Source organism: Streptomyces sp. NPDC002328, from assembly GCF_042890065.1.
Taxonomy (GTDB): domain Bacteria; phylum Actinomycetota; class Actinomycetes; order Streptomycetales; family Streptomycetaceae; genus Streptomyces.
Genome location: NZ_JBIARQ010000001.1, coordinates 297,400 through 320,744 on the forward strand (window position 1 = coordinate 297,400; position 23,345 = coordinate 320,744).

The window sequence follows — 23,345 nt, forward strand, 5'->3', positions numbered from 1 at the left end:
CGGATCTCCTTCGAGGATGCCCCGGCTTTCAGGCCGGGTGTATCGAACCCCTGCGGAGCAGGGCAGACGGCGGGGTTGTGCCTCACGACGGAAAGGACGACTACAGGATCGGGTAAGTTGCATACCGTGCGTAGCGAGAACCAAGCGCGCATGACGCGCCGAGCGAGAACCAAGTAGGCGCACACCAACGCTTTCGGGCGACCGGGCAGGTTCCGTCCCGGCTGGTGCTGAGGGAGTCAGACCTCGCTGGTCGCTGACCGGCGGGGCTTCCTGAGCCAGGAATCCCCCCGCCTTCAGCTGGGGGAGGGTTCAAGCCTCGCATTGTGCCCCGGTGACGGGTTCCACGCGCGCGTGAGGGGCGGCCGGTCGTCCACCGGCCGCCCCTCACGACGACGTACGAGAGGCGAGGTCAGCTCTCGGCGGTGGCCGGGGTGGGGCGAGCCGTCGCGACCTGGTGCACGGGGTGGGCTTCCTTCGGCTGGCCCAGGCCCATCGAGCGCATCACGGCACCGACGACGCCGCCGAGGACGACGATCACCATGCCGGCCCAGAAGCCCAGCGGCTGCGCCATCACCATGAACGCGCCCGCGACGCAGAAACCGATGATGGCGATGGTGACACCGGTCCAGGCGGCCGGGGTGTGTCCGTGGCTGCTGCCCGCCATGACGTTGCTCCTCGTTGCTGTCTGTTGCTGTCTGTGTGTCGTACTGCTCGTCGCTCGCCGTACGTGATGCACAGGCGGTACGCGCCGTACCTGTCCGAGCCGGTCGCTCGGCGTCCATTGTCCCGTACGCGCACGCGTACCGGACGCGGGGGTCGCTTCCGATGACGTCTGATTCACCACATCGGTGACGCGGGAGCCGTCAGGCCGGTCCGGTGCCCGTCGGGTCCTCGCCGCGGTCCAGGGCCTTCCAGATCTCCTCGGGCCGGTCCGGGTCGGCGGCGGCCGGCCTGCGACGGGGGCGGGGGGCGCCGCTCCGCTCGTAGCGGCCGGACATGGCGGGCCACAGGCTGCCGTAGCGCAGGGCGAGCAGCCCGGCCAGGAGGATCAGCGCGCCGCCCACGGCCGCGGCGTACGGCCAGGCGGTGTGGCTGAGCGACGCGACGGTGGCGGAGGTGTCTCCGGAGGCCTGGGCGGCCTTCTCGTCGAGCGCGGAACTGTCGGACGCGCCGAACAGGGCGGCGGCGACGATCCCGGCGCCGGAGAGCGCGAGGAGCAGGGCGACCGCGAAACGGCCGGCCCGGCGGACGGCGAAGACGGCGACGAGCGCGGCGAGGCCCACGATGGCGAGCGCCGCGGGGACGCCGGTGACGTCGCTGCCCTGGGCGGTCAGGGGGAAGTCGCCGCCGGGCACGGTCGCCGTGCCCTCCGACCAGCGCTGCCGGGTCGCGAGCAGGGCCACGGCCGCGCCCAGCGCACCGCTCAGCAGGGCGAGGGCCAGACTCCGGCGGCCGGACCGGGCGGGTCCGGCGTCTTCGGAACGGGGGTGAGGAACAGCAGTCACGTACCCCACTATCGCCTGGACCCCGGGCGAACCGTCACCCGGGGTTACGTGAGAAGCACCCCACTTTTCAGGGAAAGCGCGTACCCGCCGCGTACCCGCCGCGTACGCGCCGCCCTCGTACTCGCCTACCCGCCCAGCCGGTTGGCCGTGTGGACCGCGCGCAGGACCGCGGCCGCCTTGTTGCGGCACTCCTGGTCCTCGGCGACCGGGTCGGAGTCGGCGACGATGCCGGCGCCGGCCTGGACGTAGGCGGTGCCGTCGCGCAGCAGGGCGGTGCGGATGGCGATGGCGGTGTCGGAGTCGCCGGCGAAGTCGAGGTAGCCGACGCAGCCGCCGTACAGACCGCGGCGGGAGGGCTCCAGTTCGTCGATGATCTGCATGGCGCGGGGCTTGGGCGCGCCGGAGAGGGTGCCCGCGGGGAAGCAGGCGGTGAGGACGTCGAAGGCGGTGCGGCCCCGGGCGACCCGCCCGGTGACCGTCGAGACGATGTGCATGACGTGCGAGTACCGCTCGATGGACATGAAGTCGACGACCTCGACCGAGCCGGGTTCGCAGACCCGCCCGAGGTCGTTGCGGCCGAGGTCGACGAGCATGAGGTGCTCGGCGCGCTCCTTGGGGTCGGCGAGCAGTTCGTCGGCGAGGGCCTGGTCCTCCTGCGGGGTGGCCCCGCGGTGCCGGGTGCCGGCGATGGGGTGGACCATGGCCCGCCCGTCCTCGACCTTGACCAGCGCCTCGGGGGACGAGCCGACGACGTCGAACCCCTCGAAGCGGAACAGGTACATGTACGGGGAGGGGTTGGTGGCGCGCAGCACGCGGTAGACGTCGAGCGCGCTCGCGGTGCACGGCGTCTCGAAGCGCTGGGAGGGGACGACCTGGAAGGCCTCGCCCGCGCGGATGCGCTCCTTGACGTCCTCGACGGCTGCCTGGAAGTCGGGGCCGCCCCACAGCGCGGAGTACTCGGGGAGTTCGGAGGGCGGGAGGACGGCCGGGGGCTGGGCCACCGCGCGCGAGAGGTCCGCCTCCATGGCGTCGAGGCGGGCCACGGCGTCCGCGTGGGCCTCGTCGACGCCCGTGTCGAGGTCGTTGTGGTTGATCGCGTTGGCGATCAGCAGGACGGAGCCCTCCCAGTGGTCCATGACGGCGAGGTCGCTGGTGAGGAGCATGGTCAGCTCGGGCAGTTTCAGGTCGTCGCGCTCGCCGGGGCCGATCTTCTCCAGGCGGCGGACGATGTCGTAGCCGAGGTAGCCGACCATGCCGCCGGTGAAGGGCGGCAGACCGTCCTGGTGGGGGGTGTGGAGGGCCTCGATGGTGGCGCGCAGGGCGGCGAGGGGGTCGCCGTCGACGGGGACGCCGACGGGCGGGGTGCCGAGCCAGTGGGCCTGGCCGTCGCGGGCGGTGAGGGTCGCGGCGGACCTCACGCCCACGAAGGAGTACCGAGACCATTGGAACGCTGTGCGGCCGTTCTCCGCGGACTCCAGCAGGAACGTGCCGGGGCGCTCGGCGGCGAGCTTGCGGTAGAGCGCGACGGGGGTGTCGCCGTCGGCGAGGAGCTTGCGGGTGACCGGGATGACCCGGCGGTCGGTGGCCAGCTTGCGGAACGTCTCGAGGTCCATGGCGGCAGACCTTACTGATCCGAGCGGGGGGTGCCGGACGCTGTGCCGGAATCGGCGTCCTTCAGCAGCACGTCGGCGTCGAAGCAGGTGCGGGCGCCGGTGTGGCAGGCGGCGCCGACCTGGTCGACCTTGACGAGCACGGTGTCGGCGTCGCAGTCGAGGGCGACGGACTTGACCCACTGGAAGTGGCCGGAGGTGTCGCCCTTGACCCAGTACTCGCTGCGGCTGCGCGACCAGTAGGTGCAGCGGCCGGTGGTGAGGGTGCGGTGCAGCGCCTCGTCGTCCATCCAGCCGAGCATGAGCACCTCACCGGTGTCGTACTGCTGGGCGATGGCGGGGACGAGCCCGTCGGGGCTGCGCCTGAGGCGCGCGGCGATCTCCGGGTCGAGGCTGCTGGGCGGAGGCGTGCTGGTCATGGGGCCATTGTGCCGCGCGGCACGAGCGGTCTCGGGGCGGTGTCCACTGGATGAGCAGGAGCGGCCTGGAAGGCCTCCATGAGGGGCGGTGGTCGGGAGACGGGTGGGCGGACCTCGTACGTGGTCGTAGGCTGACTGCATGTCGACTTTCGCCAAGCGTGAACGGCTCCTGCTCGCCGACCTCTTGGAAACCGCGGGTCCGACCGCGCCGACCCTGTGCGAGGGCTGGCAGACCCGCGATCTCGCCGCGCACGTGGTGGTCCGCGAGCGTCGGCCCGACGCCGCCGGGGGGCTGCTGATCAAGCAGCTGGCGTCCCGGCTGGACAAGGCGATGGAGGAGTTCGCCGCCAAGCCGTACGAGGAGCTCATCCAGCTGATCCGTACCGGTCCGCCGCGTTTCTCGCCCTTCCAGCTGAAGCAGATCGACGAGGCGTCCAACACGATCGAGTTCTACGTCCACACCGAGGACGTGCGCCGTGCGCAGCCGCAGTGGTCGCCGCGCGAGCTCGACCCGGTCTTCCAGGACGCCCTGTGGTCGCGGATGGAGCGCACGGCCCGGCTGATGGGCCGCTCCGCCGCGACCGGTCTGGTGCTGCGCCGCCCGGACGGCCGTACGGCGGTCGCCAATCGCGGCACCCCGGTGGTGACGGCGACCGGCGAGCCGTCGGAGCTGCTGTTGTTCCTGTACGGCCGGCAGAACGCCGCCCAGGTGGACCTGGCCGGCGACGACGACGCGATCACGAAGCTGCACGGCGGCAAGCAGCTCGGGATCTGAGAGGACCGGCCGTGATCAAGGTCGCCATGACGAGCGTGTACGTCGACGACGTCGCGAAGGCGCACGCGTTCTACACGGAGGTGCTGGGCTTCGAGACCCGTATGCACATGGACCTCGGGGGCGGCTCCCTGTTCGTCACCGTGGGCGCGCCCGAGGGGGCCCAGCGGGATCTCCAGCTGCTGCTGGAGCCCGGCCAGGGCCCCATCGCGGAGCCGTACCGAGCGGCGCTGCGGGAGGCGGCGCTGCCGTGCATCGTGTTCTCCGTGGACGACGTCCAGGCGGAGTTCGAGCGGCTGCGGGGGCTCGGCGTCCGCTTCGCGCAGGAGCCGCAGGAGCAGGGTCCGGTGATCTCGGCCGTGCTGGACGACACGGTCGGCAACTTCGTGCAGCTGGCCCAGCCGAAGGGGTAGGCCCCAGCCGCCCCGGCCCCCTTCGGCCCATGGGTCAGCGAACGGGGTGGCCCGCCTCCCGGAGGGACTGCTTGACCTCGCCGATGCGCAGGTCGCCGAAGTGGAAGACGGAGGCGGCGAGGACCGCGTCCGCGCCCGCCTCGACGGCCGGGGAGAAGTCGGCGAGGCGGCCGGCCCCGCCGGAGGCGATGACCGGGAGCGTGACGTGCTTGCGGACGGCGGTGATCATCTCCAGGTCGTAGCCGTCCTTGGTGCCGTCGGCGTCCATCGAGTTGAGCAGGATCTCGCCCGCGCCCAGCTCGGCCGCCCGGTGCGCCCACTCGACGGCGTCGATGCCGGTGCCCTTGCGGCCGCCGTGGGTGGTCACCTCGAAGGTCCCGGAAGGGGTCCGCCGGGCGTCCACCGAAAGGACCAGCACCTGGCTGCCGAAGCGCTCGGCGATCTCCTGTATCAGCTCCGGGCGGGCGATCGCCGCGGTGTTCACGCCCACCTTGTCGGCGCCGGCCCGCAGCAGCTTGTCGACATCCTCGGGGGTGCGCACCCCGCCGCCGACGGTGAGCGGGATGAACACCTGCTCGGCGGTGCGGCGCACCACGTCGTAGGTGGTCTCGCGGTTGCCCGAGGAGGCGGTGATGTCCAGGAACGTCAGCTCGTCGGCGCCTTCGGCGTCGTACACCTTGGCCATCTCGACGGGGTCGCCCGCGTCGCGCAGGTTCTGGAAGTTGACGCCCTTGACGACCCGGCCGGCGTCCACGTCCAGGCAGGGGATGACTCGTACGGCCAGGGTCATGCGGGGGCTCCTCGGAACGCCTCCACCTCGACCTCGACGACCAGGCTGGGGTCCACGAAGCCGGAGACGATGATCATGGATGCGGCGGGGCGGACGGTGTCGAACAGCTCCTTGTGGGCGCGTCCGACGTCGTCCACGTCCCGCGCGTGGGTGAGGTACATGCGCGTGCGCACGACGTCGTCGCGGCCGAGGCCCAGCTCCGCCAGGGCCGAGAGGGCGACGTTGAAGGCGTTGACCGTCTGCTCGTAGGGGCCGCCGCCGGCGATCTGGCCGTCCACTATCGACGTGCAGCCGGAGACGAGCACCAAGCCGTTGGGCAGTTCCACCGCCCGGGAGTACCCGAAGGTCTCCTCCCAGGGCGCGCCGGTCGTAACGCGTCGCAGATCGCTCACTGGGCTACCGCCTCCAAGGCCTCTTCGAGGGTGAACGCCTTCGCGTAGAGCGCCTTCCCGACGATCGCGCCCTCGACACCGAGCGGCACGAGCGCGGCGATGGCGCGCAGGTCGTCGAGGGAGGACACGCCGCCGGAGGCCACGACCGGGCGGTCGGTCGCGGCGCACACGGTGCGCAGCAGCTCCAGGTTGGGGCCCTGGAGGGTGCCGTCCTTGGCGATGTCGGTGACGACGTAGCGCGCGCAGCCCTCCTTGTTCAGCCGGTCCAGCGTCTCGTAGAGGTCGCCGCCGTCGCGGGTCCAGCCCCGGCCGCGCAGGGTCGTGCCGCGCACGTCGAGGCCGACGGCGATCTTGTCGCCGTGCTCGGCGATGACCTTGGCGACCCACTCGGGCGTCTCCAGGGCGGCCGTGCCGAGGTTGACGCGCTTGCAGCCGGTGGCGAGGGCGGCGGCGAGCGTGTCGTCGTCGCGGATGCCGCCGGACAGCTCCACCTTGATGTCCATCGCCGCGGCGACCTCGGCGATCAGCTTCCGGTTGTCCCCCGTGCCGAACGCGGCGTCCAGGTCGACCAGGTGCAGCCACTCGGCGCCCGACCGCTGCCAGGCGAGGGCGGCCTCCAGGGGGGAGCCGTAGGAGGTCTCGCTGCCGGACTCGCCGTGCACCAGGCGGACGGCCTGGCCGTCGCGGACGTCGACGGCGGGGAGGAGTTCGAGCTTGCTCACAGGGTTCCGATCCAGTTGGTGAGGAGCTGGGCTCCGGCGTCGCCGGACTTCTCGGGGTGGAACTGCGTGGCCCACAGGGCGCCGTTCTCCACGGCGGCCACGAACGGCTCGCCGTGCGTCGTCCAGGTCACCTTGGGGGCCCGGATCGCCGGGTTGCGCGACTCCAGGGTCCAGTCGTGGACGGCGTAGGAGTGCACGAAGTAGAAGCGGGCGTCGGCGTCGAGGCCGGCGAAGAGCTGGGTGTCGGCGGGGGCGTCGACGGTGTTCCAGCCCATGTGCGGGACGATCTCGGCCTTGAGCGGCTCGACCGCGCCGGGCCACTCGTCGAGGCCCTCGGTCTCCACGCCGTGCTCGATGCCGCGCTCGAACAGGATCTGCATACCGACGCAGATGCCCATCACCGGGCGTCCGCCGGACAGCCGGCGGTCGACGATCCAGTCGCCGCGCGCCTCGCGCAGGCCCTTCATGCAGGCGGCGAAGGCGCCGACGCCCGGCACCAGCAGTCCGTCGGCGTTCATCGCCGTGTCGAAGTCGCGGGTGATCTCCACGTCGGCCCCGGTGCGCGCGAGGGCGCGTTCGGCGGAGCGGACGTTGCCGAAGCCGTAGTCGAAGACCACGACCTTCTTGGTTGCGGTGCTCAATTCCAGACCTCCAGCCGCATGACGCCCGCGACGAGGCACATCGCGGCGCCGATGGAGAGCAGCACGATCAGGCTCTTCGGCATCTGCTGCTTGACGAAGGAGTAGACGCCGCCGGCGAGGAAGAGGCCGACGACGATCAGCAGGGTCGACAGTCCGGTCATGGTCTACAGGGCGCCCTTCGTGGAGGGCAGGATGCCCGCCGCGCGCGGGTCGCGCTCGGACGCGTAGCGCAGGGCCCGGGCCAGCGCCTTGAACTGGCACTCCACGATGTGGTGCGCGTTGCGTCCGTAGGGCACGTGCACGTGCAGCGCTATCTGCGCCTGGGCGACGAAGGACTCCAGGATGTGCCGGGTCATCGTCGTGTCGTACTCGCCGATCATCGGCGCCATCTTCTCGGGCTCGGTGTGCACGAGGTAGGGGCGGCCGGAGAGGTCGACGGTGACCTGGGCGAGGGACTCGTCCAGCGGGACCGTGCAGTTGCCGAAGCGGTAGATGCCCACCTTGTCGCCGAGGGCCTGCTTGAAGGCGGCGCCCAGGGCGAGCGCGGTGTCCTCGATGGTGTGGTGGGAGTCGATGTGCAGGTCGCCGTCGGTCTTCACGGTGAGGTCGAACAGACCGTGCCGGCCGAGCTGGTCGAGCATGTGGTCGTAGAAGCCGACGCCGGTGGCGATGTCGGTCTTCCCGGTGCCGTCGAGGTCGATCTCGACCAGGACGGACGTCTCCTTGGTCGTGCGCTCCACGCGTCCAACCCGGCTCATGAACCCTGCTCCTTCTTGATTGCGCGGACCGCGTCGAGGAACGCGTCGTTCTCTTCGGGCGTGCCGGCGGTGACCCGCAGCCACCCGGGGACGCCGTTGTCCCGGACCAGGACGCCCCGGTCGAGGATCTTCCGCCAGACGGCGTGGGCGTCGTCGAACCGGCCGAACTGCACGAAGTTGGCGTCCGAGGCGGTCACCTCGTAGCCGAGCTCCAGCAGTTCGCTCACCAGGCGGTCCCGTTCCGTCTTCAGCTGCTCGACGTACTTCAGCAGCGTGCCGGTGTGCTCCAGGGCGGCCAGGGCGGTCGCCTGGGTGACGGCCGAGAGGTGGTACGGCAGCCGGACGAGCTGCACGGCGTCCACGACGGCCGGGTGCGCGGCGAGGTAGCCGAGGCGCAGTCCGGCCGCGCCGAAGGCCTTCGACATCGTCCGCGAGACGACGAGATTCGGCCGACCTTCGAGCAGCGGCAGCAGCGAGTCGCCGTGGCTGAACTCGACGTAGGCCTCGTCCACGATCACCATGGACGGCTTGGCGGCCTGCGCGGCCTCGTACAGCGCGAGGACGGTCTCGGCCGGGACGGCGGTGCCGGTGGGGTTGTTGGGGGTGGTGACGAAGACGACGTCGGGCCGGTGCTCGGCGATCGCCTCGCGGGCCGCGGCGACGTCGATGGTGAAGTCGTCGTGGCGCGGTCCGGAGATCCATCCGGTGCCGGTGCCGCGCGCGATGAGGCCGTGCATCGAGTACGACGGCTCGAAGCCGATCGCGGTGCGGCCGGGCCCGCCGAAGGTCTGGAGCAGTTGCTGGATGACCTCGTTGGAGCCATTGGCCGCCCACACATGGGCGAGGCCCACCTCGTACCCGGAGGTGTCCGTGAGGTACTCGGCGAGCCGGGTGCGCAGTTCGACGGCGTCCCGGTCCGGGTAGCGGTTGAGGTTCCGGGCCGCCTCGCGCACCCGCTCGGCGATCCGCTCGACCAGCGGCTCGGGCAGCGGGTAGGGGTTCTCGTTGGTGTTCAGCCGTACGGGGACGTCCAACTGGGGCGCGCCGTAGGGGGACTTGCCGCGCAGCTCGTCCCGTACGGGAAGATCGTCGATTCGGAAGCTCACTTGCTCGTCGGTACCTTCCAGGCGAACCTTGCCTTGATAGCCGCGCCGTGGGCGGGCAGGTCCTCCGCCTCCGCGAGCGTGACCACGTGGTGCGCGACCTCGGCCAGCGCCTCGCGCGTGTAGTCGACGATGTGGATGCCGCGCAGGAAGGACTGGACGGACAGGCCCGAGGAGTGGCAGGCGCACCCGCCGGTGGGCAGGACGTGGTTGCTGCCGGCCGCGTAGTCGCCCAGGGAGACCGGGGCCCAGGGGCCGATGAAGATCGCGCCCGCGTTGCGCACGCGGTCGGCGACGGCGGCGGCGTCGGCCGTCTGGATCTCCAGGTGCTCCGCGCCGTAGGCGTCGACCACGCGCAGGCCCTCGTCGACGCCGTCGACGAGGACGATCGCGGACTGCCGGCCCTTGAGCGCGGGAACGATCCGGTCGTCGATGTGCCGGGTGGCCGCGATCTGCGGTTCCAGCTCCTTCTCCACCGCGTCCGCCAGCTCGACGGAGTCGGTGACGAGGACGGCGGCGGCCAGCGGGTCGTGCTCGGCCTGGCTGATCAGGTCGGCGGCGACGTGCACCGGGTCGGCCGTGGAGTCGGCGAGGATCGCGATCTCGGTCGGGCCGGCCTCGGCGTCGATGCCGATCTTGCCGGTGAAGTAGCGCTTGGCGGCGGCGACCCAGATGTTGCCGGGGCCGGTGACCATGTCGGCGGGCGGGCAGGACTCGGTGCCGTGGGCGAACATCGCGACGGCGGTCGCGCCGCCGGCCGCGTACACCTCGTCGACGCCGAGCAGCGCGCACGCGGCGAGGATCGTCGGGTGCGGCAGACCGCCGAAGTCGGCCTGCGCCGGGGAGGCGAGCGCGATGGACCCGACGCCGGCCTCCTGGGCCGGGACGACGTTCATCACGACGGAGGACGGGTAGACCGACCGTCCGCCCGGCGCGTACAGCCCGACGCGGTCGACCGGAACCCACTTCTCGGTCACGGAGCCGCCCGGCACGACCTGGGTCGTGTGCGTCTGGCGGCGCTGTGCGCGGTGCACGAGGCGGGCGCGGCGGATCGACTCCTCCAGGGCGGCGCGCACGGCCGGGTCGAGTTCCTCCAGCGCGCGCGTGAGGGCTTCGGCGGGCACCCGCACCCGGTCGAGCCTGACCCCGTCGAACTTCTCGGCGAAGTCGATCAGCGCCGCGTCGCCCCGATGATGCACGGCCTCGCAGATCGGACGCACCTTCTCCAGGGCGGCCGAGACGTCGAAGTCGGCTCGGGGCAGCAGGTCGCGCAGGGCGGGTCCCTCGGGGAGGGCGTCGCCGCGCAGATCGATTCGGGCCAGGAAGGAATGTTGCAGCACATCGTCAATTCTCTCAGACCGGAATCGGGGGGTGTTCGCGCGTATCAATGGCTGATACAGAACGTGGCCGGATCCGGAAGATCACCCTCACTCGTTGCGTTCACGGGGTCACCGGCGGGCATGAACGGTTGTGCGAAACGGTGGGCCGCGAGCAGCGGGAAGCGGCAGGAGGGACGGAACAGCGTGACCGAGGGGGCCGGCGTCCACGCCGGGGACGTGCCGGAGGACCTGACCGCGGCCGAGGCGGGCATGTGGCAGGCCTTCCGCAACGGCAGCGTGTACGACCTGAGCAGCGGCGACACGGTCGTCGACGATCCGCACGGGGGCCATCCGTGGGGCGAGGAGCGGACCGTGCGGGCGCGGATCGTGGCCTGGCTGCTGCTGGCCGGGCCGCCCGCGCTCGCGGGCCGGGTGTCCTCGCTGAAGCTGGTCGGCGTGCGGATCAGCGGCGCGCTCGACCTCGCGGGCGGCACGGTGGAGCCGTACGTCGAGCTCAGACGGTGCCGGTTCGATCGGGACGTGCTGCTGCCGGAGGCGCGGGTGACGACGCTGCGCATGGTGGACTGCTCGGTGCCCCGACTGGAGGCGGCGCGGCTCCAGACGGAGGGCGATCTGCATCTGCCGCGCTGCCGCTTCCACAACGGCGTCCGGCTCACCGACGCGCACATCGGCACCGACCTGCTGCTCAACCAGGCGATCGTCTACCGCGACCGCACGGGTCGCTCGATCGCCGCCGACGGGCTGACCGTCGGCCAGGACCTCCAGGCAGAGCTGCTGGAGTCGCACGGCGAGCTGAGGCTGCGCAGCGCCAAGATCGGCGTCTCGCTGAGCCTGCGCGGGGCCCGGCTGACCAACCCGTACACCCGGTTCGCGCTCAACGCGCCGCAGCTGACCGTGGAGCGGTCGATCTATCTGACCCCGGCCGGCGTCGGCGGCCTGGCGCTGAGCGGCACGACCCCCGCGCGCGGGACGCGCGTCCAGCGCTTCGAGTGCCGGGGCGGGGTGCGGCTGGACGACGGGCGGTTCGGGGACGCCGTCGACCTGGAGCGGGCCCGGTTCGACCTCACCGACGAGCAGGAGCTGTCGCTGCGCCGGGTGCAGACGCCCGAGCTGCGCTTCCTCGGGGAGAAGCCGCAGCGCGGCAAGGTGGTGTTGTCGGGGGCGCGGGTGGTCAACCTGGTGGACCGCGCGGCGGCCTGGCCGGACCCGGGCAATCTGCACATGGGCGGCTTCACATACGAGAATCTGGTGCCGCAGGGTCCGTTCCCGCTGGCCGAGCGGCTGGGGTGGGTGGCCGCCGCGACCGCCGAGTACAACCCCGAGCCGTACGAGCGGCTGGCGGCGGTGCTGCGGGCGGGCGGCGAGGACGAGGACGCGCGCGAGGTGCTGCTCGCCAAGCAGCGCCGCCGCCGCGAGACGCTGCCGCCGGCGGCGAAGCTCTGGGGGTACGCGCAGGACTGGACCGTCGCCTACGGGTACCGGCCCGGCCGGGCGGCGGTGTGGATGGCGGTGCTGTGGGCGGCGAGCTCCCTCGCCTTCGCGCACGCCGACCATCCGCCGGTCAATCCCCAGGGCCACCCGCCCTGGAACCCGGCCCTGTTCGCCCTGGACCTGCTGCTGCCCGTGATCGACCTCGGCCAGACCGGCCAGTGGCGTCTGCACGGCGGCTGGCAGTGGGTCCAGGCGTCGATGGTCCTCCTGGGCTGGATCCTGGCGACGACGGTGGCGGCGGGGGCGACCCGGATGCTCCGCCGCGGGTGACGTCTGCGAGTGGTCGGCCTTTACCGTCCCTTGACCTGGCGTCGTACAACTTTTTACGGACTGCCCCTGCCCTCTGGCGCATCCCCGAGCTGCGGCTTTTCAATGGCAAAACCATGGCTCTGCTGCCCCCCTTCATCCGTGCCCCCAGGACGGCGACGTCCCGGCGCGCGCGGAACACAGCCCCCCACCTCCTCGCAGGGCTCCCCGCCGACGACGAGGTGCTCCTCGACGTGCCCGACGACCGTCTCGGACCCGCGCTGGTCGCGGCCGGGCTGGGCGCGTACGGGACCGCCGCCGCCCTGCTGGCCGACACCCGGGAACGGGCCGAGTGGGAGTACCGCGACCGGTACGCGACCCGCCTCGCCTCGTTCGCGCGCTCCCGCCCCGAATGGTTCGAGGAGTGGCGGGCCGCCGCTCCACGCGATCCCGACGTCCTGCTGGTGGCCGCCCAGCTCGCGGTGGACCGCGCCTGGCGCTCGCCCGCGCGGGCCGAGCTGCTGCGCGAGGTCAGCCCGCTGATCACGGCGGCCGCGCAGAGCGACGTCCGCGACCCGGTGCCGTGGCGGATAGCCCTGGACCACGCGCGCGGGACCGGAGCCGGGCACAAGTACTTCGGCGAGCTGTGGGAGGCCGCCGTCCGGCGCGCCCCGCACCACTACGGCTGCCATGTGGCCGCCAAGCGCTATCTCGCCGAGTCCTGGCACGGCTCCCACCGCGAGTGCTTCGACTTCGCCGACCGGGCCGCCCAGGACGCCCCGGCGGGCTCGCTGGTCCAGGCGCTGCCGGTCCGCGCGGCCTTCGCGTACCTGACCGACGGCTGCGGTCCCGAGGTGCCGCGCGCCCGGCTCGACGACGCCGCCGACCGCGCGGCCGTCCTCTCGGCGCGTTTTCCGGCCTCCGATCCCTGGACGGCCGAGATCCGCAACCTCCTGACGTACGTCCTGGTCCGCCTCGGCCGCCGCGAGGACGCCCTCGCCCAACTGCGTCTGATCGGCCCGTACGCCACCTCTTTCCCCTGGGGCCGGCTGTCGGACGACCCGCTCGGACACTTCCTCGCGGTGCGCGAGTCCGTGTGCGCGGGGCCGTCGGGGCAGCCTCCGGGGCATCCAAGGACTGGGCACGGGGAACGCGCGCACCCCGGGGACCACTAGGCTTCTGCGCCGTGACCACCGTCCGGCTGCCGCTCTTCCCCCTGAACTCGGTGTTGTTCCCGGGGCTAGTGCTCCCGCTCAACGTCTTCGAGGAGCGCTATCGCGCCCTGATGCGCGATCTTCTGAAGACGCCAGAGGAGGAATCGCGCCGCTTCGCCGTCGTCGCCATCCGCGACGGCCACGAAGTGGCGCCCAGCGCACCCGGCATGCCCGACCCGACGGCGCTGCCCCAGCGCGGGCCGGCGGCCGGCTTCGGCGAGGATCCCGCCAAGGCGTTCCACGGCGTCGGCTGCGTGGCCGACGCGGCGACGATCCGGGAGCGGGCCGACGGCACCTTCGAGGTGCTGGCGACCGGGACGACCCGGGCGCGGCTGCTGTCGGTGGAGTCGTCGGGCGCGTTCCTCACGGCGGAGCTGGAGGAGCTGCCGGAGGACCAGGGCGACGAGGCGGGCGCGCTCGCGGAGGGCGTGCTGCGGGCCTTTCGGCAGTACCAGAAGCGGCTGGCGGGCGCCCGGGAGCGGTCGCTCGCCACCGGCGCGGATCTGCCGGACGAGCCTTCGGTGGTGTCGTACCTGGTGGCGGCGGCGATGATGCTGGACACGCCGACCAAGCAACGGCTGCTCCAGGCCCCGGACACCGCCTCTCGGCTGCGGGACGAGCTGAAGCTGCTGCGCACGGAGACGGCGATCCTGCGCAGCCTGCCGTCGCTGCCCGCGGCGGACCTCACGCGCGGGCCGACGAGTCTCAACTGACGTCACTCCCGGAAGGCGCGCATGGCGAAGAAGGCGAAGAAGCAGCAGCAGTCCGGCGGGACGCCCGCCACGGTGGCCCTGACGGCCGCGGGCGTGGACTTCACGGTCCACGCCTACGACCACGATCCGAACCACCCCTCCTACGGCGAGGAGGCGGCCGAGGCGATGGGCGTCTCCCCCGACCGGGTCTTCAAGACCCTCGTCGCGGACGTCGACGGGGCGCTGACGGTGGCGGTGGTGCCGGTCGCGGGCTCGCTGGACCTCAAGGCGCTCGCGTCGGCGGTGGGCGGCAAGCGGGCGGCGATGGCCGACCCGGCGCTGGCGGAGCGCACCACGGGCTATGTCCGCGGGGGCATCTCACCGCTGGGCCAGCGCAAGCGGCTGCCCACGGTCCTCGACGACTCGGCGAAGGCCCACACGACGATCTGCGTCTCGGCGGGCCGACGGGGCCTGGAAGTGGAACTCTCCCCCACCGCCCTAGCCGAACTCACCGAGGCGGTCCTGGCCCCAATCGGCCGCACGTAACCTGAACCGGCGACCCCTCACCCGAGCAAGCCGGCCCCCTTTCCCGAGCGAATCGCCCTGCCCGCTTCCCGAGCAAGCGAGCGGGCCGACACTTTCCCGAGCGAGTCGGCCGCCCCTTTCCCCGAGCGAGCGCGCCCCTCTTCCCCGAGCGAGCCGCCCGGCCCGCTTCCCGAGCAAGCGGGCCGCCACTTTCCCAAGCGAGCCCGTCGCCCCTTTCCCCGAGCGAGCGGGCCCCTCTTCCCCGAGCGAGCCGCCCGGCCCGCTTCCCGAGCAAGCGGGCCGCCACTTTCCCGAGCGAGTCGGCCGCCCCTTTCCCCGAGCGGGCGCGCCCCTCTTCCCCGAGCGAGCGCGCCCCTCTTCCCCAAGCGAGCCACCCGCCCCTTCTCCCAAGCGAGTCGGCCTCCCTTCCCCCGAGCGAGTCGGCCCGCCCGCCCCTTTCTCCCAAGCGAGTCGGGTGGTGGGTGGGCATAGGTCGGGGGTCTGGGGGCGGAGCCCCCAGGGGGTTGCGCACGGTGACGGGCCTGCGCCTATGGGCCGGGGTGCGTGGAGGGGCCGGGGTGCGGCTGCGGAGCGTCGTGCTGCTTCGGGTACGGGTCCGGTGCGTACGGCTCCGGGTCCCGGGGACCGAACAGCGCCGTGAGCCCCAGGTGGACCACCAGCGCGGCCACCGGCCAGGCCAGCCACGCCCCCTTCGCGGTGAGCTTCAGCGGGCCGGAGAACGTCTCGCCCTGTCCCGCCGCCTTCGCCGCCGCGATGACGTCCTGGGCCGGTCCGAGCCACATCCCGAGCCGCCACGCCAGGAGCGAGGCGAGGAACCCGCCGACGGCCAGCGCGACCACCAGGGGCACGCTGCCGCGCCGCCGCCAGGCGAACACCGCCAGCGCGCTCACGGCGCCGCAGGCCATGGCCAGCAGAGTGAACGTTCCGTCCGCGCCCGCGGCCTGCTCGCCCTCGGCGTCGGCCGGGACCACCACCCACTTGCCGTCCACGACACCGCCGACCTTCGGCATGCTCGGCGCGAGCCACACCCACAGCAGGCCGAGCACCACACCGGCGACCGCCACCGCCACCGTGACCACGGCGGCCTCCCGCAGCTCGGTCTTCATACCGGGACCGTCCTGCCCGTACGTGACGTGCGCGGCGGCCGCGCCCGGGTAGCGGGGGTGGCCGCCCGGCGGCGGCCAGGCGTCGTGCGGTGACGGTTCGTGCGGGGGCGGAGGGGGAGTCAGCGGTGCGGTCACCCTGACATCGTGCCAGGCGCGCCCGTGGGGCGCGTCATCGGACGGCGGCCCGCCGGTACGCCCAGGTGGCGACCGCCAGCGAGACCACGCCGACGCCCGCGCAGACCGCGAGGTCGCCGAGGACGAAGGCCCAGTCGGGGCTGGACCGGAAGGTCCGCGCGAAGGCCTCGACGCCGTAGGTGGAGGGCAGCAGATCGCGGGTGAAGCGCACCGCCTCCGGCATCCGGTCGGGCGGCAGCACGCCGAGCAGCAGCGCGGCGGACATGCCGAGCTGGCCGAGCACGGTGGCCAGCTCGGGCCGGGGCGCGAGCAGCCCGAAGGCCGCGCCGAGCCCGGACAGCGCGGCGCCCGCCAGCGGGATGACCAGCGCCAGCACCCACAGGTGGGTCAGCGGCAGCCCGAACAGCACACAGCCGAAGACGGCCGTCACCAGCGTCCCCGGCACGGTGAAGGACGCGTACGCGCCCGCCGCGCCCAGCACGACGGCGGCCGGCGGCACCGGGAGCGTCGCGTAGTGGTCGAGGCCCCCGCTCGCCCGCAGCTGCCCGAAGTACTGCGCGAGCAGGTTCAGCGCGACGAACGCGACGACGAGGACCGCCGAGCCGGCCACCACGGCCTCCGCCTCGCGTCCGCCGTCCACGACCCCGCGCATCATGATCAGGATGCCGACCGACTGGAAGGTCGCCACGAACAGCAGCGGGATCCGCGCCACCCGCGCGCGGGACAGCTGCGCCCGGTACACGGCCACGAGCGACGGCCACAGCCGGGCGCGCGGGCCCAGCTCGGCCGCCTCCCGGACCGGCTGCTCGTCCACGGCCAGGACGCTGTTCGGCAGAACCTCTGCGGGTACGACACTCACGTCGCGCTGCGCTCCCTCTCGGAGTTCACTCCGTCAGTCGTCCTGTTCGGTACGGATGCGATGGCTGTCGTGCTCAAAACGGATGCCATGACTCTCGTGCTCGGTCCGGGAACGGCGGCCGGTGCGTTCACAGCCTCACCAGCCCCTGCCGCGCGGCGCCGCCCAGCGCCAGGTAGACGTCCTCCAGGCTCGGTGTGGCGAGGGTGAAGTCGTCCAGGGCGGCGAAGGCGGCCCCGCCGGTGACGGTGGCGACGATCGCGCGGGCCTCCTCGGGGGCCAGCCGCAGCGTCCAGCGGCGGCCGGACTCCACGGCCCGCTCGCGCAGCGCGGCGACCTCGGGCACGTCCAGCGGCGCCCGCTCCCGCCACACCAGCTCCACCCGCACCTCGCCGGCGACCTGTTCCTTCAGGCCGGACGGCGTGTCGCAGGCGATGACGCGGCCCCGGTCGAGGACGGCGACCCGGTCGAGGACGGTCTCGGCCTCGATGACGTTGTGGGTGACGAGCAGGACGGTGGTGCCGCGTTCGGCGCGCCGCCGGTCCACGGCGGACCACACGGCGCGCCGGGCGACGGGGTCCATGCCGGTGGTCGGCTCGTCCAGCACCAGCAGGGGCCGCTCCCCCACCAGGGCGGTCGCGAAGCAGGCGAGCCGCCGCTGTCCGCCGGACAGCTTGCGCAGAGGGCGCGCGGCGAGCGGGGTGAGCCCCAGCTCGTCGAGCACGGCGTCCCGCTCCTGGCGGGCCTGCCGCACTTCCAGGCCGCGCAGGCGTCCGGTGGTCTCGGCGGCGAGGGAGACGGTGAGTTCGTCGAGGGCGGTGGACTCCTGGCCGAGGTAGGCGAGGAGGCGGGCGGCCCGCTCGGGGTGGCGCACGATGTCGTGGCCGAGGATCTCCACGCTGCCGGTGTCGGGCCGCATCAGCCCGGTGACCTGCCGGACGAGGGTGGACTTGCCGGCCCCGTTCGGCCCGAGCAGCCCGAAGATCTCCCCGCGCCGGACCTCGAGCCGTACGTCGTCGGTGGCGCGGACCTCGGGCGTGGCGGGGACGCCGCGCCGGCCGCGTACCGCCGGATAGGTCTTGGTCAGGCCGCGCACGGCACACACGACCTCGTCGCTGTGCCGAAATGTCGGTGCCGCGCGCTTACTCACAAGGGACGAGACTACGGGGTCGACGCCCCCCGCTCACCGCCGGGTCCGCCCGTCCCGGCCGCCCCCGGCGCGGCGCGGCGCGTTCAGTCGCCCGCGGGTGCGTGTTCCGGCGTGGTGCGGACGTCCACCTCGCGCCAGAATCCCGCCCGGATGGCGTAGCGGTCGTGCTCGTCGATCTGGTCGTCCTTGTGGGCGAGCAGGCCGAAGCGGGCCGCGTAGCGCAGCAGTTCGCCGTCGACGCGGTGCGGGATGCGCGGGTACATGCCGGACAGCTTCTGGAGGTGGCCCTGGTCGCCGAGGCGCTCGGTCCAGCGCCGGGCGAAGACCTGCCCCACCTCGTAGGGGTCGCCGCCGACGGTGGTGATGTCCTCCTCGCGGTCGGCCCACCGCTGCTCGGCCGTGGTGAGCTGGGCGAGCGTCGGCATGGACGCGGCCTCGGCGGGTTCGGCGGCGACTCCGGGCCGGTCGACCCAGCCCTTGTCGGAGGACCAGCGCAGGGTCGCGGTCGCGGGGTGCTGGACGGCCTGGACGCCGGGGGCGCGCAGGGCGGCGAGGTCCTTCGGGGTGGGGACGCCCTTCGGCGTGGGGACGCGCTCCTGCGCGCCGTTCTCGGCGGCGGGCGCGCCGGCGTGCTCGGCCTCCTCGACGGTCCGCTCGGCGGCGGGGGCGAGACCGGAGTCGGGCAGCGGCGCGGAGAGGATCGCGGCGATCTCGGGCCGGGGCGCCGGCGGCGGCGCGCAGACCCCGCCGAGGTCCTTCGCGCGGACGGCCTTGGTGATCCACGTGCGGTCCAGCACCCGCCGTTCGTCGGCTTCGGCGACCAGGTCCTCGGACTGGTTGTAGTCGCCGTCGGCGGCCTGGACGGCCCACAGGTGGACGGCGACGCCGTGCTCCTTCGCGGCCATCATGCCGGGCAGCAGATCGCCGTCGCCGGTGACCAGGACGACGTCGGAGCAGGCGCGGTTGCGGGCCAGTTCGGTCAGTTCGGCGTGCATGGCGGCGTCGACGCCCTTCTGCGCCCAGCGGCCGTCGCTGCGGGTCAGGGCGCCCAGGCGGACGGTGACCCGGGGCATCACGCGCAGCCGGCGGTGCTCGGGCTGCGGGACGCGGTCGGGGGCGCCGTCGAACCAGTAGATGCGCAGCAGGGGCCGTTCCGTGTCGGACTCGGCCTGTTCGCGCAGCCCCTGGACGAGGGCGGAGTGGTCGACGGTGATCCGGGACCGCGAGGGCTCTCCGGCGAGGAGACTCGCGGCGGCCCCCAGCAGATACCCGGCGTCCACCAGGACGATGCAGCGGTCCACACGACTCACCCTCTTCCCGGGAGGTTTGCTTCGGGCTTCCTTCGAGTCTGCCCGACGGCGCGGGGGTTAACGGCCCGAACTCGATCTTCGGCGTGGCGTTTCGGGGCGGGGCGCTCCGACGAACCCTGTCACAGACGGTAATTATCCGAAATGCGGCACAAGTCAGCCTATGTGAATCTGGTCGCGGCCCTGGCCCCAACCCTCGACAGGAGGCAGATCCCCATGGCCAAGAACAAGAACCGTGAGCGCAAGCAGCCGCAGTCCGAGCGTGGTCGGCAGGAGGCGCGGCAGCCCTCCCTGGAGACGCAGAGCGAGCCCCACCTCGCGCAGCCGACACCCGGCGATTCGGCCCACAAGGGCCGGCAGAAGCGTTTCGGTCACAACTGACCTCCGTGCGAGGGCTGTTGCAGCCCGGGTACACCGAGGGGCGCATCCGATTCCGGATGCGCCCCTCGCGCGTGGGTCCGTGGGACCGTCAGCCCGCCAGGCAGGACGGGCCGAGCAGCACCTTCAGATCGCCGAACAGCGCCGGATCCGGCTTGACCCGGTGCCGGTCCAGGCGCAGCACGGTCGTCCTGGTCGGGCCCTGGAGCTTGATGCGGACCTCGCTGTCGCCCTTGTGGTGGCTGAGGATCTCGCCGAGGCGGCTGACCATCGGCGGGGTGACCCGGGTGGCGGGGATGGTGAGGACCACGGGCGCGTTGGTGCCCGCGTTGGACAGGTCCGGGACCATCAGCTCCATCGCGACCAGCCGCGGCACGTCCTCCCGCTTGTCGAGGCGGCCCTTGACGAAGACGACGGCGTCCTCGACGAGTTGGGTCGACACGAGCTGGTAGGTGGCGGGGAAGAACATGCACTCGATCGAGCCGGCGAGGTCCTCGACGGTGGCGATCGCCCAGGCGTTGCCCTGCTTGGTCATCTTGCGCTGGAGGCCCGAGATGATGCCGCCGATGGTGACGACCGCGCCGTCCGAGTGCTCGCCTCCGGTGAGCTGGGAGATGCCCGCGTCCGCCTTGTCGGACAGCACGTGCTCCAGGCCGAACAGCGGGTGGTCGGAGACGTACAGGCCGAGCATCTCGCGCTCCTGCGCGAGCAGGTACGTCTTGTCCCACTCGTCATCGGTGAACTGCACGTCGAGTCCGAAGCCGGGCTCGCTGCTCTGCTCCTCGCCCATCCCGCCGAAGAGGTCGAACTGTCCCTCGGCCTCCTTGCGCTTGACCGCGACCACGTTGTCGATCATCGGTTCGTACTGCGCGGTGAGGCCCTTGCGGGTGTGGCCCATCGAATCGAAGGCGCCGGCCTTGATCAACGACTCCGTGGTGCGCTTGTTGCAGACGACCGCCTCGACCTTGTCGAGGTAGTCGGGGAAGGAGCTGTACTTCCCCTTCGCCTTGCGGCACTTGATGATCGACTCGACGACGTTGGTGCCGACGTTGCGGACGGCGGAGAGGCCGAAGAGGATCACGTCGTCGCCCTGGGCGGCGAAGTTGGACTGGGACTCGTTGACGTTCGGCGGGAGCACCTTGATGCCCATGCGGCGGCACTCGTTGAGGTAGATCGCGGACTTGTCCTTGTCGTCCTTGACCGAGGTGAGCAGCGCCGCCATGTACTCGGCGGGGTAGTTCGCCTTCAGGTAGGCGGTCCAGTACGAGACGAGCCCGTACGCGGCGGAGTGCGCCTTGTTGAACGCGTAGCCGGCGAACGGGACCAGCACGTCCCACAGGGCCTGGATGGCCTCGTCGCTGTAGCCCTTGTCGCGGGCGCCCTTCTGGAACAGGACGAAGTTCTTCGCCAGTTCCTCGGGCTTCTTCTTGCCCATCACGCGGCGGAGGATGTCGGCCTCGCCGAGCGAGTAGCCGGCGATGATCTGGGCGGCCTTCTGCACCTGCTCCTGGTAGACGATCAGGCCGTAGGTGACGTCCAGGACCTCCCTGAGGGGCTCTTCGAGCTCCTTGTGGATCGGGGTGATCTCCTGGAGCTTGTTCTTGCGCAGCGCGTAGTTGGTGTGCGAGTCCATGCCCATCGGGCCCGGACGGTAGAGCGCCGACACGGCGGAGATGTCTTCGAAGTTGTCGGGCTTCATCAGCCGCAGCAGCGAGCGCATGGGGCCGCCGTCGAACTGGAAGACGCCGAGGGTGTCGCCGCGCTGGAGGAGTTCGAAGGTCGTGGGGTCGTCGAGCGGGAGGCTCAGCAGGTCGATGTCGACGCCCTTGTTGGACTTCACCATCTTGACGGCGTCGTCCATGATCGTCAGGTTGCGCAGGCCCAGGAAGTCCATCTTCAGCAGGCCGAGCGACTCACAGCTCGGGTAGTCCCACTGGGTGATGGTCACGCCGTCGGTGTGCCTGACCCAGACGGGCACGTGCTCGGTGATGGTCTCGCTGGACATGATCACGCCGGCCGCGTGCACGCCCATCTGCCGGACCAGGCCCTCGACGCCCTTGGCGGTGTCGATGACCTTCTTCACGTCCGGCTCGTTCTCGTACATCCCGCGGATCTCGCCCGCCTCGCTGTAGCGCGGGTGCGAGGGGTCGGTGATGCCGTTCAGGTCGATGCCCTTGCCGAGGACGTCGGCGGGCATCGCCTTGGTCAGCCGGTCGCCCATCGCGTACGGGTAGCCCAGCACGCGCGCGGAGTCCTTGATGGCGTTCTTCGCCTTGATCTTGCCGTAGGTGCCGATCATGGCGACCTTGTCGGCGCCGTACTTCTCCGTCACGTACCGGATCACCTCGACGCGCCGGCGCTCGTCGAAGTCGATGTCGACGTCGGGCATGGAGACGCGCTCGGGGTTGAGGAACCGCTCGAAGATCAGGCCGTGCGGGATCGGGTCGAGGTCGGTGATGCCCATGGCGTAGGCGACGATCGAGCCGGCGGCGGAGCCTCGGCCCGGGCCGACGGCGATGCCCTGGTTCTTGGCCCACATGATGAAGTCGGCGACGACGAGGAAGTACCCCGGGAACCCCATCTGGATGATGACGTCCATCTCGTACTCGGCCTGCTTCTGGCGGTCCTCGGGGATGCCGCCGGGGAAGCGGCGCTCCATCCCGCGCCGGACCTCCTCCTGGAACCAGGTGACCTCGGTGAAGCCGTCCGGGATGTCGAACTTCGGCATGAGGTTCTTCGCCTCGAACATGCCGCTCGTGTCGATCTGCTCGGCCACCAGGAGCGTGTTGCGGCAACCCTCCTGCCAGGCGTCCGAGGAGTCGATGGCGTACATCTCGTCCGTGGACTTCAGGTAGTAGCCGGTGCCGTCGAACCGGAAGCGGTCGGGGTCCGAGAGGTTCTTGCCGGTCTGGATGCACAGCAGCGCGTCGTGCGCGGCCGCCTCGTGCGCGTACGTGTAGTGCGAGTCGTTGGTGACCAGCGGGGGGATGCCGAGCTTCTTGCCGATCTCCAGCAGGCCGTCGCGGACCCGGTGCTCGATCTCGATGCCGTGGTCCATCAGCTCCAGGAAGTACCGGTCCTTGCCGAAGATGTCCTGGTACTCGGAGGCCGCCTTCAGCGCCTCGTCGAACTGGCCGAGGCGCAGCCGGGTCTGGAGCTCTCCGGAGGGGCAGCCCGTGGAGGCGATGAGGCCCTCGGACCACTGGGAGATGGTCTCCTTGTCCATGCGGGGCCACTTCTGGAGCCAGCCCTCGGCGTACGCGTCCGAGGAGAGGCGGAAGAGGTTGTGCAGGCCCGTCGCGTTCGCCGCCCAGATCGTCTTGTGGGTGTAACCGCCGGAACCGGACACGTCGTCGCGCTTCTGGTGCGGCTGGCCCCACTGGATCTTGCGCTTGTTGCGCCGGGACTCCGGGGCGACGTACGCCTCGATGCCGATGATCGGCGTGACGCCCGCCTTGCGCGCCGAGTGGAAGAAGTCGTACGCCCCGTGGAGGTTGCCGTGGTCGGACATGGCGATGTGCGTCATGCCCATCTCGTTGCACGCGTCGAACATGTCCTTGAGCCGCGCGGCACCGTCCAGCAGGGAGTACTGGGTGTGGACGTGCAGGTGCGTGAACGGCGGCTTCGACACGGCTCGGGCCTCCAGGGAAACGACGACGCCAGGCTGCGGGCAGTCTGGGGGGACAGCGTCGAAGTCTATGCCTCGGCGGTGACACTCCGGCGGCTCACCCGCGTACCTTCACGCGGGGCCGCGGGCAC

24 protein-coding genes are annotated in these 23,345 nt (G+C 72.0%); 7 read left to right on the top strand and 17 right to left on the bottom strand.

All coding sequences use genetic code 11. The annotated features are described in order from the left end of the window. Positions 1 to 409: 409 nt before the first annotated feature. The 4 genes from ACFYX4_RS01370 to hisI form a co-directional block, all read right to left on the bottom strand. Positions 410 to 664 carry an HGxxPAAW family protein gene (locus ACFYX4_RS01370; RefSeq protein ID WP_389323883.1) on the bottom strand — a complete coding sequence of 85 codons (255 nt, stop codon included), beginning with the start codon at positions 662 to 664 and terminating at the stop codon, positions 410 to 412. A 199-nt stretch (positions 665 to 863) separates the two neighbouring features. Continuing rightward, complete coding sequence (locus ACFYX4_RS01375; RefSeq protein ID WP_389323886.1) at positions 864 to 1,514, bottom strand: TIGR02234 family membrane protein; 651 nt, start codon at positions 1,512 to 1,514, stop codon at positions 864 to 866. Positions 1,515 to 1,630: 116 nt separating this feature from the next. After that, positions 1,631 to 3,118 carry an anthranilate synthase component I gene (locus tag ACFYX4_RS01380; RefSeq protein WP_389323889.1) on the bottom strand — a complete coding sequence of 496 codons (1,488 nt, stop codon included), beginning with the start codon at positions 3,116 to 3,118 and terminating at the stop codon, positions 1,631 to 1,633. Positions 3,119 to 3,129: 11 nt separating this feature from the next. After that, a complete protein-coding gene (hisI, locus tag ACFYX4_RS01385; RefSeq protein ID WP_389323892.1) occupies positions 3,130 to 3,534 on the bottom strand; it encodes a phosphoribosyl-AMP cyclohydrolase in 405 nt (134 codons plus the stop codon). A 139-nt stretch (positions 3,535 to 3,673) separates the two neighbouring features. Here hisI and ACFYX4_RS01390 point away from each other — a divergent pair, with 139 nt between their 5' ends. Both ACFYX4_RS01390 and ACFYX4_RS01395 read left to right on the top strand, forming a co-directional pair. Next, positions 3,674 to 4,309, top strand: coding sequence for a TIGR03085 family metal-binding protein (locus ACFYX4_RS01390; protein ID WP_389323895.1), 636 nt, complete (start codon positions 3,674 to 3,676; stop codon positions 4,307 to 4,309). Between the two features lie 11 nt (positions 4,310 to 4,320). Continuing rightward, complete coding sequence (locus ACFYX4_RS01395; RefSeq protein ID WP_389323898.1) at positions 4,321 to 4,719, top strand: VOC family protein; 399 nt, start codon at positions 4,321 to 4,323, stop codon at positions 4,717 to 4,719. A 34-nt stretch (positions 4,720 to 4,753) separates the two neighbouring features. Here ACFYX4_RS01395 and hisF read toward each other — a convergent pair whose 3' ends face one another. The 8 genes from hisF to hisD are packed head-to-tail and all read right to left on the bottom strand — an operon-like array spanning position 4,754 to position 10,465. Next, positions 4,754 to 5,509 (bottom strand): imidazole glycerol phosphate synthase subunit HisF, encoded by a 756-nt coding sequence (hisF, locus tag ACFYX4_RS01400; protein ID WP_389323900.1) that lies wholly within the window; start codon positions 5,507 to 5,509, stop codon positions 4,754 to 4,756. Further along, positions 5,506 to 5,901, bottom strand: a complete 396-nt coding sequence (locus tag ACFYX4_RS01405) for a RidA family protein (RefSeq protein ID WP_389323902.1) — start codon at positions 5,899 to 5,901, stop codon at positions 5,506 to 5,508. The genes hisF and ACFYX4_RS01405 overlap by 4 nt, the downstream gene beginning before the upstream one ends. Beyond that, positions 5,898 to 6,623 (bottom strand): bifunctional 1-(5-phosphoribosyl)-5-((5-phosphoribosylamino)methylideneamino)imidazole-4-carboxamide isomerase/phosphoribosylanthranilate isomerase PriA, encoded by a 726-nt coding sequence (gene priA / locus ACFYX4_RS01410; protein WP_389323905.1) that lies wholly within the window; start codon positions 6,621 to 6,623, stop codon positions 5,898 to 5,900. Before priA ends, ACFYX4_RS01405 begins: the two co-directional genes overlap by 4 nt. Next, the gene (gene hisH, locus ACFYX4_RS01415) at positions 6,620 to 7,270 is read right to left on the bottom strand and encodes an imidazole glycerol phosphate synthase subunit HisH (protein WP_389326662.1); all 651 of its coding nucleotides are present in this window, start codon (positions 7,268 to 7,270) and stop codon (positions 6,620 to 6,622) included. The genes priA and hisH overlap by 4 nt, the downstream gene beginning before the upstream one ends. Next, on the bottom strand, positions 7,261 to 7,425 hold the full coding sequence (locus ACFYX4_RS01420; RefSeq protein WP_389323908.1) for a hypothetical protein: 165 nt from the start codon (positions 7,423 to 7,425) through the stop codon (positions 7,261 to 7,263). Before ACFYX4_RS01420 ends, hisH begins: the two co-directional genes overlap by 10 nt. Positions 7,426 to 7,428: 3 nt before the next feature. Next, positions 7,429 to 8,022, bottom strand: a complete 594-nt coding sequence (gene hisB / locus ACFYX4_RS01425; RefSeq protein ID WP_019328035.1) for an imidazoleglycerol-phosphate dehydratase HisB — start codon at positions 8,020 to 8,022, stop codon at positions 7,429 to 7,431. Continuing rightward, the gene (locus tag ACFYX4_RS01430; protein WP_389323911.1) at positions 8,019 to 9,128 is read right to left on the bottom strand and encodes a histidinol-phosphate transaminase; all 1,110 of its coding nucleotides are present in this window, start codon (positions 9,126 to 9,128) and stop codon (positions 8,019 to 8,021) included. Before ACFYX4_RS01430 ends, hisB begins: the two co-directional genes overlap by 4 nt. Beyond that, positions 9,125 to 10,465, bottom strand: coding sequence for a histidinol dehydrogenase (gene hisD, locus ACFYX4_RS01435; protein WP_389323914.1), 1,341 nt, complete (start codon positions 10,463 to 10,465; stop codon positions 9,125 to 9,127). Before hisD ends, ACFYX4_RS01430 begins: the two co-directional genes overlap by 4 nt. Positions 10,466 to 10,648: 183 nt before the next feature. Between hisD and ACFYX4_RS01440 the strand changes: the two genes are divergently transcribed. The 4 genes from ACFYX4_RS01440 (at position 10,649) to ybaK (ending at position 14,654) form a co-directional block, all read left to right on the top strand. Further along, on the top strand, positions 10,649 to 12,226 hold the full coding sequence (locus tag ACFYX4_RS01440; protein ID WP_389323917.1) for an oxidoreductase: 1,578 nt from the start codon (positions 10,649 to 10,651) through the stop codon (positions 12,224 to 12,226). Positions 12,227 to 12,339: 113 nt separating this feature from the next. Further along, positions 12,340 to 13,377 carry a hypothetical protein gene (locus ACFYX4_RS01445; protein ID WP_389323920.1) on the top strand — a complete coding sequence of 346 codons (1,038 nt, stop codon included), beginning with the start codon at positions 12,340 to 12,342 and terminating at the stop codon, positions 13,375 to 13,377. Positions 13,378 to 13,388: 11 nt separating this feature from the next. Next, the gene (locus ACFYX4_RS01450) at positions 13,389 to 14,129 is read left to right on the top strand and encodes an LON peptidase substrate-binding domain-containing protein (protein ID WP_389323923.1); all 741 of its coding nucleotides are present in this window, start codon (positions 13,389 to 13,391) and stop codon (positions 14,127 to 14,129) included. Between the two features lie 21 nt (positions 14,130 to 14,150). Then, the gene (gene ybaK, locus ACFYX4_RS01455; RefSeq protein WP_389323926.1) at positions 14,151 to 14,654 is read left to right on the top strand and encodes a Cys-tRNA(Pro) deacylase; all 504 of its coding nucleotides are present in this window, start codon (positions 14,151 to 14,153) and stop codon (positions 14,652 to 14,654) included. Positions 14,655 to 15,181: 527 nt separating this feature from the next. Here the strand turns inward: ybaK and ACFYX4_RS01460 are convergent. From ACFYX4_RS01460 to ACFYX4_RS01475, 4 genes are all read right to left on the bottom strand, one after another. Beyond that, positions 15,182 to 15,895 carry an AAA family ATPase gene (locus ACFYX4_RS01460; RefSeq protein WP_389323929.1) on the bottom strand — a complete coding sequence of 238 codons (714 nt, stop codon included), beginning with the start codon at positions 15,893 to 15,895 and terminating at the stop codon, positions 15,182 to 15,184. A 34-nt stretch (positions 15,896 to 15,929) separates the two neighbouring features. Next, positions 15,930 to 16,754, bottom strand: coding sequence for an ABC transporter permease (locus ACFYX4_RS01465; RefSeq protein WP_389323932.1), 825 nt, complete (start codon positions 16,752 to 16,754; stop codon positions 15,930 to 15,932). 127 nt (positions 16,755 to 16,881) lie between these two features. Next, complete coding sequence (locus tag ACFYX4_RS01470; protein ID WP_389323935.1) at positions 16,882 to 17,856, bottom strand: ABC transporter ATP-binding protein; 975 nt, start codon at positions 17,854 to 17,856, stop codon at positions 16,882 to 16,884. A gap of 128 nt (positions 17,857 to 17,984) precedes the next feature. Beyond that, positions 17,985 to 19,202 (bottom strand): NYN domain-containing protein, encoded by a 1,218-nt coding sequence (locus ACFYX4_RS01475; RefSeq protein WP_389323938.1) that lies wholly within the window; start codon positions 19,200 to 19,202, stop codon positions 17,985 to 17,987. 222 nt (positions 19,203 to 19,424) lie between these two features. Between ACFYX4_RS01475 and ACFYX4_RS01480 the strand changes: the two genes are divergently transcribed. Continuing rightward, positions 19,425 to 19,589, top strand: coding sequence for a hypothetical protein (locus ACFYX4_RS01480; RefSeq protein WP_389323941.1), 165 nt, complete (start codon positions 19,425 to 19,427; stop codon positions 19,587 to 19,589). An 88-nt stretch (positions 19,590 to 19,677) separates the two neighbouring features. Here ACFYX4_RS01480 and dnaE read toward each other — a convergent pair whose 3' ends face one another. Then, on the bottom strand, positions 19,678 to 23,217 hold the full coding sequence (gene dnaE, locus ACFYX4_RS01485) for a DNA polymerase III subunit alpha (protein WP_389323944.1): 3,540 nt from the start codon (positions 23,215 to 23,217) through the stop codon (positions 19,678 to 19,680). Positions 23,218 to 23,345 lie beyond the last annotated feature (128 nt).